The following is an 18,082-nucleotide window of genomic DNA, read 5'->3' on the forward strand; positions in this document are numbered from 1 at the left end:
GGGTTACTCCTCGGTGGGGGAACGGATTAGGGCGAGCTCGGCGGCCTCAAGCTTGCTGGCACCAGTGATGGCCTGGCGATACAGCGACTGCAGACTGCTCATCTGCAGGTTCAGCACCACGCGGTTGGTCTCCAGCTGATACAACGCCTGCCGCAGTTCCGGGTGCAGCCTCGGTTGAACCACCGCCTCCTGCCACACCTGTACGCCCATCCGCTGAAAGTCCGGGCTGCGCCAGCGGAGGAAATCAGTGCCCGTCGCGCTGTGCTGGACGACCATACGCAAGTCCAGCAACGAGAAGGGTGGCTGAGCCATGATCGCCAGCATCACCGCCATCAACTCGGCTACCTGGTTGCGCAGGCGAAGGAGCGTCTCGGCGAACTGATGCAGTTCCCCCTTACCCTTAAAAGGCTTTAAAAGGCCTTTTAGGGAGGCACCTTGTGCGAACTCGCGGTAGGCATCCGCTGACAAACGCCGCGCGATGGCTTCGGTTAGGGTCATGCATCACCCCCGTCAGCCGCAGCGCCCGGGGTGGGTTGTTCATCGACCTCTGACGCACTGGAGCTTTCGTTCTCCGGAGTAGCGTTGTTGTGTGCGATCGGTGGAGCGAACTGGGAGCGGCGCGTCCCTTGGAGAATGTCTTGCGGGGGCATGCCGAACTTGTCGATGGCTTCGCGAGCGCGGGCGTTATTGGCGGCCATGTCGTCCCGGCTGACGCCGGCCACGCGGTAACGCTGCGCGAGGCCGAACAGGCTACGCAGCAGATGCGCACCGCCATCGATCCAAGTCTCCATGTCGACCCGGCCAATCAGCGCGGTATGGTGGGCGAGCAGCACCCTGCGGACAAACGAGTCGTAGTCGGTTAGCAGGTAGATCGCGAGAAAGCCCAGCTGGCTACCGATGAACAGCGGAAGGGTCACCGGATGGATGTTGAGGTTGTCGCCGACATCGACCTGAGTGGGCATGGCGCGTTCGACCTGGCTGACCTGCTGAGTCAGGCCCCCCATTTCACCCCTGGCCTGCAGCAGCTTCTCCTCCAGCTGCAGCATGAACCAGTCGGCATACGGATCGCCCTGACTGCTGGCATGCTTGAGCAGGTTGGTAACGCTGATGTAGCCGGGCATGCCCAGAATCGGGTGCACCCCTTCACGGCCACTGCGACCCTGCCACAGCCGCGCCGCGTGATGGGTGTGCAGGGTGAGGGTGATGCTGCTGCGCAGAGAACCTAGATTGAGCTGATAGTGATCGGCCATCGCCAGTACCTCGTCGTCGGAATGAGGCCGACGATGGGCGTATCCGCGATGCTCCGCGCGGATCAACGCGAAGATGCTTTGCCCGTATTTTTCAGGTAATGGACTTCCTTGGAAATGATCGCATCGGCATTGATTCCACCGACTTCCAGCCCTAGCTAGCCACACCGGCGCCGCGACAGCGTTGCTTCAGTTCCTGCAGACAGGAAAGGGCGAGGGGTGAGGCGGTGCGCTGACCGTTGCGGCGTGGCCGTTCGCTGAGCGGCTCCGACACGGTTTTCGGGTTCAACGCCGGCGAAGGTACGGACGCTGCGGGTGCCGTCTCGGCGCGAGCGGCCCACAGGGTGAACTCCCCTTGGCAGGCACGCTTGATCAGGCCCATCAGGTAGGCGATCGGTTTTCGGATCTCACCGCGGGCGCAGCGCACCGCTGCTTCGTTGATGACCGCTTGTTGCTGTTCGGGTTCGAGCTGACGCATCGCCTGGGAGGCCATGCGTCGCTCGGTCGGGTTGAGGGGTAGATCCTCAGGCCATCGCGCTCGTCCAAACTCCACCTGCGCCAGTACCGTATTTTTTTTGCTTTTGACTTTCTGTACTGTACAGTCGGCGTCGGCATTCCGAATCACAGCCGAATCCGGCGACTTGCCGCAGAGTTTGGAATCGGTTGGCGAGAGTTCAGAATTCCGAACGGTGTGGTGTTCGCTTGGTTCGGAATTGTTTGCAGCCTCGCTCGAAAGCTGCAGCACCTGTTGTTGCGCCGACGGCCTAGGTGAGACGAGTTTCTCCTTGTCGACCTGTGCGACCTGCGGGTCGGCCTGGATTTCCGCAAACACATGCTGCGTCACCTCACGTACGCCTTTGGTCGCATGGGTGAGGTTTTGCTGTAGCAGCGCCGCATAGCCGGCGTCCAATTCTAGCTGTTCCGCCGGGGTCAACGGATCGCCATGCAGCACGTAGACGCAGCCACGCAGGCAGCCTTGCGCATCGCGCGTACGTTCGACCAGGCTGAGCCAGCGGGTCGTCCGGAGGACGTTGAGCGCGCGGGCGATCGTTTCACGCGACGCCTGGGTGCCACAAGGACTCGTTGCCAGGTAGGGCTGCAGATCCTGATAACGCGGCGTTTTTACCTGGCGCTCGGTGATCAGCCAGCGCAGCACCTGCCAGGTATTGCGCTCCAGCGGGGTCAGGCGGCGATCGAGCAGCAATGCCTGGGGTAAAGGATTGTTGTCGCCGTAGTAGATCGTGCGCAGCGCGGGCTCCTCCGTGGCCGCCTGCAGCTGGGCCTGCGTCGCCTGCCACTCGAGACGGCGCCGGAGCGCGTCGTAGCACTGGCGCACAACATCCTGCCAGTCGACCTCGTAGAAGCTCAGCATGGCGTACCTCCGTACAATTCGACCTGCTGCCAGACCAGGGTCAGGCTGATAAGCTGTTCCTCCGCCAGCATCATCATCGTGTCCAGCGGATCGTTTTCCGGATCTTCCGCACGCAGCTGGCTCCAGCGGTTCCATACGGCGTGCTCCTGAGCTTCGCTGAGCTGAACCGGTCGGCCGCGGTGGGTCTCGATCTTAAGCACGCGGCGCCGCAGTGCGGTTTCCGAATGGTCCAGGCCGAAGCAGCGGTACATGATGTTGGAGCTCGCACCCAATTTGAGTGCCCGGTTGATCAGTCCCTCGTTCTGCTCGTCACGGTCGGCCTGGGCGATGAGCCGTCGCAGCACGGTCGTGTCGACTTTCACCTCGACCCAGGCAATTGACGAGTGCGCCAAGTGGGAGAGGGTGGTGGGCGGCAACGACTGAAGCACCTCAATGTCTTCATCGGTCAGACCCAGGGCCTTGCAGCGCTGCAGACGGCCATGGCGCAGCTCATGCAGCACCTGATTCAACATGGCGTGGTTCAACAAATTAAAGGTTGTGGTCATGAGGTTGCTCCTCACGTTAGCGAGTGGGCGACAGCGTCAGCTCGATCAACCGTCGGGCGTGACGGATCAGCGTGAAGAGCTGCTCCAATTGGGCGTCGGGCAGTCGCTCAAGGCCGATCGTCAGGGCAGGGCGTTCGGGGAACGGCATTTCATAGGCGCCGATTAGCAACTGGCCGAACAGCGCGGCCGGTATTTGCTGACGTTGGTGCCAGGTCACCTCATCCTGCAGGCGCAGCAAGGCGGAGAGCAGCAGCTGAATGCCGGTGTGTCGCGGGCTGAGCAACTCAATGTGATCCGGTGACAGGCTGAACCCGAGGCCATCTGCACAGGGACCGACCATGGCACTGGCGTCGGCGTACGCGGCGAGATCGGCCGCCAGCGCGGCGCATTTGTCCCGCAAATTGCTGATCTCATCCTGCGAAGGCCGGCGTGACAAAGAGGGACAGACTGATGCTTGAGCGCTTTGCATGGCGTCTTGCGGCATCGCTGAAAGAGGGTCGTCGTTCAGCGCCTGGCGTATGCTTGGGAGGCGTGGTTCTTGCGCCGCGGTGGTATCGCTACTACTCCCCGCATGATCTGGGCTGGGCAACTCATCCACTGTTTCAGAGACGTCTTCGAAGGCAGATGGCTGTCGTGAGGCCTCGCCTGGTGGTTCCTGCGACGGAGCTTGAACAGTGTTCAAGCGCGGGGGCGAGAGGCGCGGCTCCTGGTGCATGTCTAAGGCCAGCAGGCGCGGTGTTTGCTTCAAAGTCACCGCCATTTTCGCAATCAGTTCGTCCTGCAGCTCGCTCGAATCCAACTCGGGCTTTTCACCGTCGAACGCCGATAGCACTGCAAACCATAACAATGCAAACTCATGAGCGTCACCGAAATACTGGTTCCAGACCGATTCCGCCCGGCGCCGCAAGCTGATGAGCCGTTCGATGGCGGGTTTGCCCAGACCGGCATACAGCACCTGTGGAATTGCTGGCAGCAAGTACTCGAGCGCATCGAACATCCGACTGATATGGGACTGTGAGATCGGGTAGCCATCCTGGCTCAAGCGCGCGGAGAGCTCGCGCTGACTGAGGGATTTGTCCGGCTCCTGAAGCATGTCCTTGAGTCTTGCGACGGCGAGCGCCCGTTCGATGAAGGTGAGCTGGCCGTGCAAATCACTCTCGGCCAGGTGTCCGAGCAAGGCATGCGACTCGGACTGCCAAGGACGGAACAGGCAATGGATGCGGAAAAAACGCTCCTCATGGGTCTCCTGCCAGAGCTCACCGAGGATGCTCAAGCGCGTGTTGCCACCGTTCCGGATGATGAAGTGCTGCTCGTCCGGACGCCGGGTGATTGCGGGCGGCTGGTCCAGGCCGCGTCCGCGGATCGAGGCTTTCAGCTCGTCATACAGCGGGTTACGGATTACGCGTGGGTTCAGCTCATAAGGGCGCAGTTGTTCAAGGCTAACCACCATCGGCGTGTCGCCGACCGGCACGGCCGTGATGGCACGGCCGTGTTTTTCTGGGAAATGCGCCTGCTGCAATTGACGCGTGATGTCATCGGAAGTTGGCGGCTTCATCACACAATCTCCGATCAGGCGCGACGGATCAGTCGACGGCCGCCAGCAGGCGGTTGGCCGGATACGTGCGCGCCCGAGGCGACAATTCGCTCAGCCCACTGCGGGAGCAGCTCGATCGCCAGCGCACGCATGACCTGCGCAGCGCAAGGTCCGCGGCTGCCTGGGGGTGGGATGGGCTCGACTCGGTGCGCAGGCAGCCCCATCGAAGCGGCATTGAGGTAGGCCACCCGGTCGGGAATCACCGTGCTACAGACGCTGACATGGGGATCCGCTTGGAAGGATGCCCTCAGGCTCTGAGTTATCAAGCGGGTATCGCGGCGGTTGGCATTGACCTGGTTGAGCAACAGCTTCACCGCCGGCAACGCGACACCTAGGTAGCGATACGGCTCCAACTCCTCGAACAGCCCCAGCGTGCCACGGCGCAGCTCGCGCGCAGCAAGCATTTCTGGTGGGACCGGGCACAGGGCGCAATCGGAAGCGAGAATAACCATCTCCACCACCACGCTACGTGCGCCCTGGGTATCGATAATGAGCACATCGTAGTGATCCTGGAAGGCGGGCATGAGATTGCGTAGCCGCAGGCGGCCATCAGGGGCATGTAACAGCAGGGTGCTGATGTGCCCGGCGCGATCGTTGGACACGATCAGGTCGAGGTGCTGGATGACTGTGGTGCTGACGACTTGCTCAACGGCCGTGAGCCGCTGGGCGATGAGTTCGTAGCTACCGACTTCACGCGGGGTGCTCAAGGCGTAGTAGCTGGACAACGTCGGTTGGCTGTCGAGGTCGAGCAGCAACACCTGCAGCCCAGCGTCGGCAAGCAGTCCACCCAGGTTGGCGGCGACGGTGGTCTTGCCCGCGCCGCCCTTGGTCGATATCAGCGAGAGGACGTTCATGGGCTACTCCCTCACTGACAGTCGATCCTGAACCCACTGCTCGATCTCCACTGAATCCCAACCGACGGCACGCGTGCCAATGCGTCGGCACAGGGGGAATTGTCCGGCCTTCATCAGGTTGTAGATATGCGAACGCTTGAAGCCGGTTTTCTGTTCCACCTCATCGCGGCGCATGATGTGGCGGTCGACGGAAACTGCGGCAGGGCTGGCAGGTTGCATGATGTCACTCCGTAGCACCATGTGGTGCGCAGTGGGATGTGACAGTCAGTGAAGGTCGATGCGGGAGAAAAAACATTGTCAGGCAATGCCGAGCATTGCCTGACAATCTTGCGTTAGCCCTGTGTGGCTTGGGCCAAATAGCGTCGCGCGTCGGCAAATCTCCGATCAAGGGTACTTTTGCTCAGACCGGGCTGACCCGGAAACCGTCGGGTAATCTCTTCGACCAGAGCGCTCTGGGACGTGTAGATCGATTGCACACGGCCGTCTTTGGATTTCCCCAATGTCACTTCCAGCATGGTGCCAACGAGCATATTGTGCGTACCTTCAGAGGCCTCCGAGGGAATGCCCTGGGCCTCAAGTCGCGCTGTCAGCTCGCTGTTACACGCAGTGAGCGTTGCCACCTCTTCAACCCTTGCTGCAAGCTCGTCGCGCAGCTTGTCGATCGTGCGCTCAGCAGCAGCTAGCTCTGCTTGTTGTACCAAATGAGCACTCAGGCTGACGCATTCCGGATGGTGGGGCGTTCGCGAAAATAAGAATGCGGGCTTGTTGTCTGGGTAATTGCGTGCGAACCAAACCAATAGATCAGCACGGCGAATGGACCAGTACTGGCGGTGTATTTGGTGCTCTGCGGTAATCGGACGGCCCAGACAGGTTGCGGGCAACTCTCCGCTGACAATAGCGTCGTAGATGCACTCAGCGTAGACGTGCAGAATCGGCCATTGTGGAAAGTGCTTGAGCAGGCTTCCGGGTTGCGAGAGGTCAACCCGTAGTATTTCATCCTCGTGGTCTGCGAGGTCACTCCAGAGAATGGCGGCATCAATCGGATGGTATGAGCTTTTAATCGAGATCATGGCGCACAGCCTCCTGCTGTGTTCGTCCTGGAATCGCTGGCGGCGGCTGTTCTTGAATATGCCTCTATCTAGCGAGCCTGATTTCAATAAGACCTTTTAAGGATCCAATGTTCGTGACAGTTAGCCGATCCATAGGTTCAGAATCAGAGAAATGAGCGCGACATATTTCGACGCGATGCCTTCAGGCTCAGTGCTGACGTAACGTTACGCAGGACGAGTAGATCAAACCGGTGGGCCGGAACCAGGCTCGATGCGCGCCTATCAGGATCGTCCTGAACTCAACGCGGATGTTTTCTTCACACCGCCAGTCGATCACTTAGCCTGCGTACTGTGCCACAAGGAGATGAGGCATCTTGACCGCGCCGATAGGCAGATCGTCTGGGCCGCTTTGCCTCTTGCTCCTTCGTTGACGAACGACTTCTGATCGGGAGTCGGGGCCCAATAGAGCAACTTAGCCATTTTGGGCTATTGCCCGGGCGGTGCTCCTGTTCGCGTAGGCGTTTCCTGTGGCACAGCTTGACGAGGTTTGGGATAACCATCGATGTCGATGGGCGTCATCCGTTGTGCGTTCTATACGATTGGTGGCGACGCGGATAGCCTCCGCAGGTGTTGGAGTCGGCCAGCTGGATAATCGGTTGGCCGAAGGTGGGCAGGCCGCCCTGCAAGAGCATTTCTAGCGGCTGTCTTCATTCTCTGGCTGTCCTTGTGTCACTTCGAACCATGTGGGAATTGCTGAAGGCTGCAGGGCCTGCCGTAATAACACTTGACTTGTACTCAGCAGCCAAGTTTCTACCCCTTTTTCATCGATGAGTTCTTGACATTGGCGCAAATTTTCGGCTGTAACTAGCAGCGAAATGATCGCGTCGTGCAGGTTGCAGTCCTCCGGAGGCTCGAGGGAGTTGCGAGTTGCACAGCTCTTCACGAATAGGCGCAACGGCTCCTGCAGACGCTTCAGCGCCTGATCGAGCCAGGCGCGCTGCGTTTTGTTCAGATGGCGCGCTTCATGTCTTAATACCAGTTCCTCGTTGGGATGGGAGCGTTGCCGCGCTAGCAGAAAGCGCAGATATCCCTCAAGGTCTCGCGTGAAAGCGCACGTCCGCCATGCTTCCAGTCGCTGTGCGTGAATGTTCAGCAAAACATCCAACAGCAAGTCTTGCTTGCTCGTAACGTGATGGTAAAGGCTGCCAGGTTGCAGGCCAACGCGGGCGGCCAGCTGGCGCATGCTCATGGCGCCATAGCCGTGCTCCGCCATCAGTTCACCGGCCGCATCCAGCAGAAAATGCGGGCAGTCGAGTGTGCGCGCGGCTTCAGGCATAGGCTGGCAATCTGGAAAGCGCACGCAGTAGCCGGCAGATAGCGCGGCGGCAGCGGTTACGTGAAGGGCTCTTTTTCATTTGTTTACCTCCAAGCAAAAAAACAGGCAGGCTGCCAAGAGTCCGTCAGAACTGCGGAGGCAGCCTGCCTGGGGAAACCGTTTTGATCAGTCGTCTTGCGTGATGCGCTCGAGCGTGGCACGAGCACGCAGTATCACTGGGGCATCGACCATCTGCCCGTCGAGGGTGAACACGCCGGCGCCGCTTTCGGCGCCCGCAACCACTCGCCGCGCCCAGTCCACCTCGGCGGCCGAAGGTTGCAATGCCTGGTGAATGACCTTGACCTGGCTGGGATGGATACACAACGCGCCGCCAAAGCCCATGTCACGCACGAACCCGGTGTGCCGGCGCAGGCCTTCGGTGTCCTGGATAGACGGGTACACGCCGTCCAACGGAGCGGCAAGCCTTGCCACTCGGGTGTGCAGCAAGACGGCGTAGCGGGCGTGCGCCAGGACCTGCTCGGCGGCCTCGCTGCCGGTGCACAGGTTGAGGTCCAGCCCCAGGTCAAGGCTGCCGAAAGACAGCCGCTCGACGCCGACGCTCGCCGCCAGTTGCGGCAATGCGACCAGCCCGCGTGCGCTTTCGATGATCGGCCAGACGGGCTTGCCGGTCGCGTGTGCCAAACGGATCTGCTCGACGGTCTCGGCCTTGGGCAAGAGCATGCCGCGCACCCCCGCATGACGTTGGCACAGGGCCAGGTCTGCCTCATGCGACCAGTGCTCGGGGGCGTTTACCCGGACCAGTATCTGGGCCTGAGGATGCGTTAGCAAAAACGTCTCGAGGTTGTCCCGGGCCTGCTCCTTGGCGGCCTCTTCGACGGCGTCCTCGAGGTCGACGATCACCCGATCGGCGCCACTGGCCAACGCTTTGGGGATGCGTTCCGGCCGGCTCGCCGGGACGAACAGGGCACTGCGTACGACTGCCTGGCTCATTGTGCGGCTCCTGTGCTGAACGCCACTTCGCCGGATTGCGCCATACCGGCCGCGGCGGTCGCCCACACCTGCGCCTTGCCGGTTTCCAGCAGACGTCCACCGACTTCGAACGCGTCAGGTGAAATCAGTGGGCGCAAGCCGCGGAAGTTGAAGCGATGTACGCGTGCATCTGGATTGGCCTGCTGGAAGGCCCGCAGGCTGAGGGTAGCGATCAGCGGGCCATGCACCACCAACCCCGAATAGCCTTCTGTCTCGGTGACATAAGGCCAGTCGTAATGGATGCGGTGGCCATTGAAGGTGACCGCCGAATAGCGGAACAGCAACGTCGCATTGGGCTCGACAGTCTCCTGCCAGGCGCCTTCAGGGGCGGCCTCGGTGCCGCCGAGTTTGGGCGGGGAGGGCTCGCGGTAAACGATATCCTGCTCTTCCACCAACACGTTACGGCCGTCTTGAACAAACTCGTGCTTGACCGTGACGAACAGCAACGAACCGGTCCTGCCGTGTTTCTCTTGTACGTTGAGGATGGTCGAGCGGCGCGATACTTCGGCCTCCACGAGCAACGGCGAAATGAACTCCAGCCGGCTGCCAGCCCACATGCGGTTGCGGTTGTCTGCGGGTGGCAGGAAGCCGCCGCGGGCAGGGTGGCCATCACTGCCCAGGCCCACAGCGTCGACGGTGTCCTGGAAGAACGCCCAGTGCCAGAGCAAGGGCAGGGCGTCGCCTGGCCCAGGTGCCGGCTCGCTCAGGGTCGCGGCGATGCGCTTGACCAGGTTGTGGGTTATACGGTCGTGGCTGGTTTCGGTGCGGCCGATCCAGGCGCTGAGGTCTTGTTTGGTCATTGTGCGTGTCCTCGTCTGATCAAAGATGGCTGGCGAGTTCCGGGACGGCGTCGAACAGATCTGCCACCAGGCCGTAATCGGCCACCTGGAAGATCGGTGCCTCTTCATCCTTGTTTATCGCGACGATCACCTTGGCGTCTTTCATGCCGGCCAGGTGCTGGATCGAACCCGAGATGCCGACCGCGATGTACAGCTGCGGAGCGACGATCTTGCCAGTCTGGCCAACCTGCATGTCGTTCGGCACGAAGCCTGCATCGACCGCGGCGCGCGAGGCACCAACGGCGGCGCCGAGCTTGTCGGCCAGGGTGTACAGGTGCTTGAAGTTGTCACCGTTGCCCATGCCACGGCCGCCGGAAACGACGATCTTGGCAGCGGTCAGCTCAGGGCGATCGGACTTGGCCAGCGCTTCGCCGACGAACTTCGATGTGCCGGCATCGTGGGCAGCAGCGATGGCTTCAACCGAAGCCGAGCCACCTTCAGCGGCCACCGGGTCGAAACCGGTGGTACGCACGGTGATCACCTTGATGGCAGCGCTGGACTGCACGGTAGCGATGGCATTACCGGCATAGATCGGGCGCTTGAAGGTGTCGGCCGACTCGACCGAGATGATCTCGGAGATCTGGTCGACATGGAGCAGTGCGGCAACACGCGGGAGGATGTTCTTGCCATTGGTGGTGGCTGGGGCCAGCACGTGGCTGTAACCCTTGGCCCCGCTTTCTGTCACAAGAGCAACGATCAGCGGCGCGACGTTCTCGGGCAGCAGGTGAGCGTAGGCCGCATTGTCTGCAACCAGCACTTTAGCCACCCCAGCGATCTTGGCGGCAGCTTCAGCCACGCCACCAACACCTTGGCCAGCGATCAGTACGTGGACGTCCCCACCCACCTTGGCGGCGGCATCGACAGTGTTCAGGGTAGCCGGTGCAACGGCACCGTTTTCCGGACCTTGTAGAAGGTCAGCGACAACTAGGATAGTCATTTAGATTACCTTCGCTTCGTTCTTCAGCTTCTCGACCAGTTCGGCCACCGACTTGACCTTGATGCCAGCGCTGCGGGCAGCCGGCGCTTCAACTTTCAGGGTCTTGTTGGTGGAGGCGAGGGAAACGCCCAGCGCGTCTGGAGTAACGGTCTCCAGCGGCTTCTTCTTGGCCTTCATGATGTTCGGCAGCGACGCATAGCGCGGCTCGTTCAGGCGCAGGTCGGTGGTGACGATGGCTGGCAGGTTCAGCGATATGGCCTGCAGGCCGCCATCGATTTCACGGGTGACGTTCAGCTTGTCGCCAGCCACTTCCACCTTGGAGGCGAAGGTGCCCTGGGCATAGTCGGTCAGCGCGGCCAGCATCTGGCCGGTCTGGTTGTTGTCGCTGTCGATGGCCTGCTTGCCAAGGATGACCAGCTGAGGCTGCTCTTTGTCGACAACGGCTTTCAGCGCCTTGGCCACCGCCAGGGAGTTCAGCTCGTCCGCGGCTTCTACCAGGATCGCGCGGTCAGCACCCAGGGCCAGTGCGGTACGCAATTGCTCCTGGGCAGTGGTCGGGCCGACGGAAACGACGACGATCTCGGTCGCAACGCCTGCCTCTTTCAGGCGCACGGCTTCTTCCACGGCGATTTCGCAGAAGGGGTTCATGGACATCTTGACGTTAGCCAGGTCGACGCCGGAGTGGTCCGCTTTGACGCGAACCTTGACGTTGTAGTCGACCACACGCTTGATTGCGACCATCATTTTCATGGGCAGTTTGACTCTCGATTATGGTTCCAAAACTGCAAAAAAGAGGGGTCAGATGACCCCACAATTGCGCAGTTCCTCAATACGTTCGGCAGACAGGCCGAGCTGGGCGAGAATGCTCGCGCTGTGCTCACCCAGGTCTGGCACGGCATCCATGCGAGGGCTGAAGGCGTTGCTGCTGGCGGGGGGGAGCAGGCTGGGAATACTGCCGTTGGGCGTCGCCACGTGCCGCCAGCGCTCGCGGGCCTGAAGTTGTGGGTGCTGCCAGACGCCCTGCATGTCGTTAACGCGGGCGTTGGCGATGCTGGCTGTGTCGAGGCGGGCGATCACGGTGTTGAAGTCGAGTGCGGCGAACGCTTCGATGATCAGTGCGCGCAAGGTGTCGCGGTTTTCCACCCGCTTGAAGTTGGCCGAAAAGCGCTCATCGTCGGCAAGCTCCGGCTGGAGCAGGACCTGCTCGCAGAACAGCCGCCATTCACGCTCGTTCTGCAACCCGAGCATGATGGTGTTGCCATCGCCAGTAGGGAAGGGGCCGTAGGGGTAGATGGTGGCGTGTGCCGCGCCCGCACGAGGCGGCGGCGTTGCACCTTCATAGGCGTAGTACAGCGGATAGTTCATCCACTCCACCAGGCTCTCCAGCATCGACACGTCGACATGGCTACCTTCACCTGTCTTGCCACGCAGCAGCAGGGCGGAGAGCACGCCGGTATAGGCGTACATGCCGGCGGCGATGTCGGCAATCGAGTTGCCCGCCTTGGCCATCTGATCGTCGCCCGGGCCGCCGGTTACCGAAAGAAACCCGCCTTCGCTCTGGATCAGCAGGTCGTAGGCCTTCTTCTGCTCGTAGGGGCCACCGGCGCCATAACCTGAAATGTCGCAGACGATCAATTTCGGGAAGCGCGCGTGCAGTGCTTCAAACGACAGGCCCAACCGCGCAGCGGCGCCCGGTGCCAGGTTTTGCACCAGTACATCAGCCTGTTCCATGAGCTGGTCGAGAATGTCGCCGGCGAGCTCCTGCTTGAGGTCAAGTGAAAGACTTTCCTTGGAGCGGTTGGTCCAGACGAAGTGTGAAGCCAGACCATTGACTCGCTGGTCGTAACCACGCGCAAAGTCGCCGACACCCGGCCGTTCAACCTTGATCACCCGGGCGCCGAGGTCGGCCAGTTGACGGGTGCAGAAGGGCGCGGCGATGGCATGTTCGAGGCTGATGACGGTGATACCGTCGAGAGGGCGGATGCCCGTGGGCTGGCTCATGGTTATTATCTCTCTTGTCATGGCAGGCCCCTGCCGCCTGGGCGACAAGGGGCGACTTCGGTCAGAACGAGCGTGGCAACTCCAGCAGGTGCTCGGCGACATACGACAGGATCAGGTTGGTCGAGATCGGCGCAACCTGGTACAGGCGGGTCTCGCGGAACTTGCGTTCGACGTCGTATTCATTGGCAAAGCCGAAGCCACCGTGGGTTTGCAGGCAGGCGTTGGCGGCTTCCCAGCTGGCCTTGGCGGCCAGGTACTTGGCCATGTTGGCGGCAGCACCGGCGTTCTTGCCGCTGTCGTATTCTTCACAGGCACGCCAGCGCATCAGGTCGGCGGCTTCGATCTCGATATGCGCCTCGGCGATCGGGAACTGTACACCTTGGTTTTGTCCGATCGGGCGGCCAAACACCACGCGGTCGCGGGCATACTGGCTGGACTTCTCGACGAACCAGCGACCATCACCGATGCATTCGGCGGCGATCAGGGTGCGCTCGGCATTGAGGCCGTCAAGGATGTAACGGAAGCCTTTGCCTTCTTCGCCGATCAAGCTGCTGGCAGGGATCTCCAGGTTGTCGAAGAACAGCTCATTGGTCTCGTGGTTGACCATGTTGGCGATCGGCTGCACGGTTAGGCCGTTGCCGATGGCTTCGCGCAGGTCGACGAGGAAGATCGACATGCCTTCGGATTTCTTCTTCACCTCGGCGAGCGGCGTGGTGCGGGCCAGGAGGATCATCAGGTCGGAGTGCTGGATGCGCGAGATCCACACCTTCTGACCGTTGATCACGTACTTGTCGCCCTTGCGCACGGCAGTGGTCTTGATCTTGGTGGTGTCGGTGCCGGTGGTGGGCTCGGTGACGCCCATCGACTGCAGGCGCAGCTCGCCGCTGGCCAGCTTTGGCAGATAGTAGTTTTTTTGCTCCTCACTACCGTTACGCAGCAGCGTGAACATGTTGTACATCTGACCGTGAATGGTGCCGGAGTTGCCCCCACAGCGGTTGACTTCCTCGAGGATCACCGAGGCCTCGCCCAAGCCCAGGCCCGAACCGCCATATTCCTCAGGGATCATCGCCGAGAGCCAGCCAGCGTCGGTCATGGCTTTGACGAAGGCCTCTGGAAAGCCTTTTTCCTCATCAATCTTGCGCCAGTACTCGGCAGGGAAGTCGCCACACAAGGCGCGCACGCCTTCACGGATGGCATTGAGTTCTTCGTTATAGTAGTCGCTCATTATTGTTCTCCAGGCGAGGCAGGTTTGCAGCGTCGTCGTGGTTCCGCTGCAAACCTGCTCCTAACGCGGTCAGAGAGGCTGGAAGCCGAGGGCAGCGCGGAAGCGGTTCTTGATGTAGTGACCGTCGCGCGGCGGGAGCACCCGCGGCGGGTTCTCCGCCTTGATCTTGACGGTGGCCAGTTTCACCCCTTCACGGCTGGCGAAGCGTTCGCGCAGGTCATGCACGCCTTCCATCTGGCGAATTTCACTGGTCCAACAGAAGCCGCAGGTTTGTGCGACCTGGTCGAGCTTGATGCCGAAGCCGGCATGGCTGACCTGCATGCCCGTTTCACCGAAGTGGCCGTTGTCCAGCACCACGATGGTCAGGTTGGCCGGTTTTTGCAGTGACACGGTGGCCAGCGCACCAAAGCCCATCAGCAGCTCACCGTCACCGGTAATCACCACGACCGATTTTTCCGGCTGGGCATTTGCCAGGCCCAGGCCCACGGTGATGGCGCTGCCCATTGCGGCCCAGAGGTAGTAGTTGCCGTCGTGGTCACCGGCGGCCATCACGTCGTAGGACGCAGAGCCCAGGCCGGTCACCACCAGCACGTCCTTGCGACCGGCGAGCAGGGTGCGGACTACTTCACGGCGGCACAGGGTGTGGCTAGCGCTTACTTGACCCATTTCTTTTCTCCGATCAGGCGCTGACCCAGCAGCAGGGCAGTGGCGGAATCGCCGTTGAATGCCATGGTGGCCGCGCCATGGAGCAGCGGCGCGACGTCTTCGGGCTTGTCTGCCCGCCAGGTCATCACCTTCATCAGTTGCAGGGAAGCCTCGGTGGCTTGCCCCATCGGGTTCTGCCAGGCGTTGAACTCGGCCCAGTCGCCGCGCATGGTGACCACCATCAGCAGTGGGAAGCCGGCGCAGTTCTGCAAGGCAAGGGTGTTGATGCAATTGCCTACACCACTTGACTGCATCAACAGTGCGCCACGCTCGCCGCCGAGCCACGCGCCGGCCAGGTAGCCAATACCTTCCTCTTCGGTAGTAAGGACGACTGCCTTGATATCGGGATCCTGATAGGACATGCGGATGGCCGCCGAGTGGCCGGCGTCCGGGACGAATACGACATGCTTGACGTCGTGAGCCTTGAGGACGCGGAAAACGTCTTCTTGCCAGCTTTGTTCAGCTTCTTGCGATGACATGGGTGTCTCCAGTGCTGCTTTTATTTCCGTTCATCATGGCTGTCAGGAGGTACGACGACGAATACCATTTTTGTCTTTTAGATATGCTGGTTTGGCATACCTGTGGCACGGTTTTAAGTCGAAATTCTCATGGCTCTTGTCTTTTCCACGCATGCCTATAGCCGATGGGCACAGCTCTGGTTAGACTCGGAAGTTGACCCTTTCAATAAGCGTGGTTATGCCCGTGGATGTCGTTCAGCTCAAAACCCTTATCCACGTGGCCGAATTGGGAAGCTTGAGCAAGGCATCAGAACGCCTGCATATTGCCCAGCCGGCGCTCAGCCGGCAGATACAGCAGTTGGAAAAAGAGTTGGGTGTATACCTGTTCGAACGCCATGGCAGAGGCATGCTCCTGACTGACGCGGGCAATGAAGTTCTATTGCACGCAAGCCGGATCATGAACGAGCTAGAGGCCATTCGATGCACCGTAGCCGGCGGCGGCGCCAGCTTGCGCGGCTCAGTGGCGGTAGGCACCCCACCGACCATCGCCGAAATTGTCACAGTCCCCCTGGTCAAGCGTATTCGCGAGGCGCACCCAGACTTGTCCATCCGTTTTTCTTCGGCCTTCAGTGGTTATTTGCTCGACTGGCTTCAGCGAGGCGAGCTTGAACTCGCAATCTCATACGACCTAGAGCCTCGTCACAGCTTGCGTATCGTGCCGGTGATGATGGAAAGCTTGGTGCTAGTCGGGCCGCCGGAAGCGGGGCTGAGAATGGACAGCCCCGTGCGTTTTGCGAGCATTGGTGATCAGCAGGTTGTGCTACCCAGTGCCCGACATGGGCTGCGCAAGATCATCGATGAATGCTTGGCAGAGGTAGGGGTTAAGATCATCACGCAGGTTGAAGTGGATTCCTTCGGCGCGATGATCGACCTGGTGAGGCATGGCTTCGGATTGACTACCTTACCGCTCGCTCCAATCTATGCCCACGTGCAGGGGGGGACGCTTAGCGCCGCTCCGTTGGTGGACCCAACGCCCATGCGAAGGCTAGTGATGGTCACGCCAGCGGACCGGCGTGTTAGCTTGGCGACCCGGCACGTCGGCGATACTTTCGTGCAGCTCGCATCAGAATTGGTGGGGCAGGGGATCTGGGCGGGTCATATGATTTGACGCCAAACCGTGCCTTCCGAGTAGAGTCGGGGGCAGTTGACTTCGCGGGATGTATCGTCGCGGCCGTTACGCCTCAGAAATAGCTGAAACTGTACTGATACGCCTGGAGTAGCATCAGGGGCTACAGTGGTCCGCAACTTGAAAGTTGCAGTTTCCTGCAGGTGCGGCTAATGCAATCTTCGGCTATTTACGTGAAATGGTAGGGCTTCCACTACCTGGCGAGTAATGGTTCTGTATCAAATAACGGGGGTGGTGCCCTAGCATTTTGATGTGGAGCTAGACACTAAATGATGTCTGTCGCGGCCTCTATAGATTCTAAATCTGGACTGCCACGAGGCAGCCAGACTCACTGAAATTTAAAGTCGGTGCTGGGTCATACGGCATCCTCGGGATGGGGGGAGCGCGTCGGTCGAGTGGAACTTATCTGGTCAAGAGTACATGCAATGATGAAAATGATAGTGGTTGGTACTAGCCAGCTGAGATTTGCCTCTGAAAGAGGCAGCGAAGCTACTAAAAACTTAAGCGATGGGATGTTCAAGCCAAATGCATTGGCGCCGTCTATTACGCCAAATAGAAGCGAACAAAGTGCGGCTGGTGCTATAATACGCTTTGGTTCTTTGAATTTGTGCGATATCAAGCTAAAAACTACCAGGGCAATACACGGCGGATAAATTGTGGTCAATACGGGTACTGAGTAGCTAATTATTTTGCTTAGTCCAAAATTTGATATAATCAGTGCGCCGGCAGTGAGGGTGATGGTGATGGCTTTATAGCTATACGGCAAGATGCCGGCGAAGTAGGTGGCGCATGCTGCAATAACGCCAATTGCTGTAACTAAGCAGGCTATAATAATTAGGAGCGATAGCAAGATATAGCCTTTTTGGCCATAGGTGTGGCTTACATAATGACTGATGAGTGTTGCCCCATTGGTTGCTCCCTCTGCTAGGGTACTGCTGTTTAATCCGAGTTTGAAGAGGCTAGCATAAACTAATGATAAGCCTAGTCCTGCAATGCAGGCAGCGATACAGCTGTATTTGAGGATTTCTTGTTTAGAAGTTATGCCCCGACTTTTGATAGCGTTGACTACAATGGCCCCGAACACAAGTGCTGCTAAGGCATCCATAGTCAGATAGCCTTCTGTTACGCCTTTTTGAAATGCGGATGAGTCATATGGAGCTACTGGCAGGCTTGGGTCTCCGATCGTCCAAATAAAGGCACCGATGCCTAGGACTGCTAATGCCAAGATTTTTACGGGTGCGAGACCGCGCCCTACTGTATCTAACAGGCGGTTCGGGTAAAGTGAAAACAGTAAAACTACTGCGAAGTATATGGCGCTGTACAAAGGCAACAGGCTTGCAGAGTCGCCTAGCCAAGGTTTGAGTCCTATTTCAAAAGAGACTGTAGCAGTTCTGGGGACAGCGAAAAATGGTCCTATGGAAAGGAAACAGATTATTGCTAGCGTACGTGCAGCGGGTTTTCCAAGAGGGGCAGAGAGCTGATCAATAGATCCATCGAATCTGGCGAGCGCAATTATTGTAATGACGGGTAGGCCCACTGCTGTGAAAAAGTAACCGCAAGCAGCAATCCAGACGTTTTCACCTGCCAGTAGCCCAATCATTGGTGGGAATATTATATTTCCGGCCCCGGCAAACAGCGCGAAGGTCATAAAGCCTAAGGCAGTTATGTCTCGATAAGATAGTTTCATTTGGTTGTCCTGCTAAAA

Annotated in this window: 19 protein-coding genes; 1 reads left to right on the forward strand and 18 read right to left on the reverse strand. The window is 59.7% G+C overall.

The genetic code is table 11. From position 1 onward, the window contains the following. Positions 1-3: 3 nt before the first annotated feature. The 17 genes from OO306_RS03560 to OO306_RS03640 all read right to left on the reverse strand — a co-directional run bounded on the left by OO306_RS03560 (position 4) and on the right by OO306_RS03640 (position 15,212). The gene (locus OO306_RS03560) at positions 4-498 is read right to left on the reverse strand and encodes a DUF3158 family protein (RefSeq protein ID WP_265967717.1); all 495 of its coding nucleotides are present in this window, start codon (positions 496-498) and stop codon (positions 4-6) included. Continuing rightward, positions 495-1,250 carry a PFL_4669 family integrating conjugative element protein gene (locus tag OO306_RS03565; RefSeq protein ID WP_265967718.1) on the reverse strand — a complete coding sequence of 252 codons (756 nt, stop codon included), beginning with the start codon at positions 1,248-1,250 and terminating at the stop codon, positions 495-497. Before OO306_RS03565 ends, OO306_RS03560 begins: the two co-directional genes overlap by 4 nt. A 151-nt stretch (positions 1,251-1,401) precedes the next feature. Beyond that, positions 1,402-2,619, reverse strand: a complete 1,218-nt coding sequence (locus OO306_RS03570; RefSeq protein WP_265967719.1) for an STY4528 family pathogenicity island replication protein — start codon at positions 2,617-2,619, stop codon at positions 1,402-1,404. Then, positions 2,613-3,164 carry a DUF2857 domain-containing protein gene (locus OO306_RS03575; protein ID WP_265967720.1) on the reverse strand — a complete coding sequence of 184 codons (552 nt, stop codon included), beginning with the start codon at positions 3,162-3,164 and terminating at the stop codon, positions 2,613-2,615. Before OO306_RS03575 ends, OO306_RS03570 begins: the two co-directional genes overlap by 7 nt. 16 nt (positions 3,165-3,180) lie before the next feature. Then, complete coding sequence (locus OO306_RS03580; protein ID WP_265967721.1) at positions 3,181-4,719, reverse strand: ParB family protein; 1,539 nt, start codon at positions 4,717-4,719, stop codon at positions 3,181-3,183. Positions 4,720-4,733: 14 nt separating this feature from the next. Continuing rightward, on the reverse strand, positions 4,734-5,612 hold the full coding sequence (locus tag OO306_RS03585; RefSeq protein WP_265967722.1) for a ParA family protein: 879 nt from the start codon (positions 5,610-5,612) through the stop codon (positions 4,734-4,736). Positions 5,613-5,615: 3 nt separating this feature from the next. After that, positions 5,616-5,831: an AlpA family transcriptional regulator gene (locus tag OO306_RS03590; RefSeq protein ID WP_265967723.1), complete on the reverse strand. Its 216-nt coding sequence runs from the start codon at positions 5,829-5,831 to the stop codon at positions 5,616-5,618. 113 nt (positions 5,832-5,944) lie between these two features. Then, a complete protein-coding gene (locus OO306_RS03595) occupies positions 5,945-6,682 on the reverse strand; it encodes a hypothetical protein (protein ID WP_265967724.1) in 738 nt (245 codons plus the stop codon). A gap of 673 nt (positions 6,683-7,355) precedes the next feature. Further along, positions 7,356-7,997, reverse strand: a complete 642-nt coding sequence (locus tag OO306_RS03600; RefSeq protein ID WP_265967725.1) for a TetR/AcrR family transcriptional regulator — start codon at positions 7,995-7,997, stop codon at positions 7,356-7,358. Between the two features lie 165 nt (positions 7,998-8,162). Beyond that, the gene (locus tag OO306_RS03605) at positions 8,163-8,987 is read right to left on the reverse strand and encodes a CoA ester lyase (RefSeq protein WP_265967726.1); all 825 of its coding nucleotides are present in this window, start codon (positions 8,985-8,987) and stop codon (positions 8,163-8,165) included. Continuing rightward, the gene (locus tag OO306_RS03610) at positions 8,984-9,826 is read right to left on the reverse strand and encodes a MaoC family dehydratase N-terminal domain-containing protein (protein ID WP_265967727.1); all 843 of its coding nucleotides are present in this window, start codon (positions 9,824-9,826) and stop codon (positions 8,984-8,986) included. The genes OO306_RS03605 and OO306_RS03610 overlap by 4 nt, the downstream gene beginning before the upstream one ends. A 19-nt stretch (positions 9,827-9,845) precedes the next feature. Beyond that, positions 9,846-10,802: an electron transfer flavoprotein subunit alpha/FixB family protein gene (locus OO306_RS03615; RefSeq protein ID WP_265967728.1), complete on the reverse strand. Its 957-nt coding sequence runs from the start codon at positions 10,800-10,802 to the stop codon at positions 9,846-9,848. After that, positions 10,803-11,552, reverse strand: a complete 750-nt coding sequence (locus OO306_RS03620; protein ID WP_265967729.1) for an electron transfer flavoprotein subunit beta/FixA family protein — start codon at positions 11,550-11,552, stop codon at positions 10,803-10,805. Positions 11,553-11,600: 48 nt separating this feature from the next. After that, on the reverse strand, positions 11,601-12,803 hold the full coding sequence (locus tag OO306_RS03625; RefSeq protein ID WP_265967730.1) for a CaiB/BaiF CoA-transferase family protein: 1,203 nt from the start codon (positions 12,801-12,803) through the stop codon (positions 11,601-11,603). Between the two features lie 61 nt (positions 12,804-12,864). Further along, positions 12,865-14,028, reverse strand: a complete 1,164-nt coding sequence (locus tag OO306_RS03630; protein ID WP_265967731.1) for an acyl-CoA dehydrogenase family protein — start codon at positions 14,026-14,028, stop codon at positions 12,865-12,867. Positions 14,029-14,097: 69 nt separating this feature from the next. Next, positions 14,098-14,694 carry a thiamine pyrophosphate-dependent enzyme gene (locus OO306_RS03635; protein ID WP_265967732.1) on the reverse strand — a complete coding sequence of 199 codons (597 nt, stop codon included), beginning with the start codon at positions 14,692-14,694 and terminating at the stop codon, positions 14,098-14,100. Beyond that, positions 14,682-15,212, reverse strand: coding sequence for a thiamine pyrophosphate-binding protein (locus tag OO306_RS03640; RefSeq protein WP_265967733.1), 531 nt, complete (start codon positions 15,210-15,212; stop codon positions 14,682-14,684). The genes OO306_RS03635 and OO306_RS03640 overlap by 13 nt, the downstream gene beginning before the upstream one ends. A 217-nt stretch (positions 15,213-15,429) precedes the next feature. On the opposite strand from OO306_RS03640, the gene OO306_RS03645 reads away from it, so the two are divergent. Continuing rightward, positions 15,430-16,359, forward strand: a complete 930-nt coding sequence (locus tag OO306_RS03645; RefSeq protein WP_265967734.1) for a LysR substrate-binding domain-containing protein — start codon at positions 15,430-15,432, stop codon at positions 16,357-16,359. Between the two features lie 373 nt (positions 16,360-16,732). Here OO306_RS03645 and brnQ read toward each other — a convergent pair whose 3' ends face one another. Next, the gene (brnQ, locus tag OO306_RS03650; protein WP_265967735.1) at positions 16,733-18,064 is read right to left on the reverse strand and encodes a branched-chain amino acid transport system II carrier protein; all 1,332 of its coding nucleotides are present in this window, start codon (positions 18,062-18,064) and stop codon (positions 16,733-16,735) included. Between the last annotated feature and the right edge of the window lie 18 nt (positions 18,065-18,082).

Origin of the sequence: Pseudomonas sp. DCB_AW, assembly GCF_026240895.1 — a bacterium.
Lineage (GTDB): Bacteria > Pseudomonadota > Gammaproteobacteria > Pseudomonadales > Pseudomonadaceae > Aquipseudomonas > Aquipseudomonas kermanshahensis.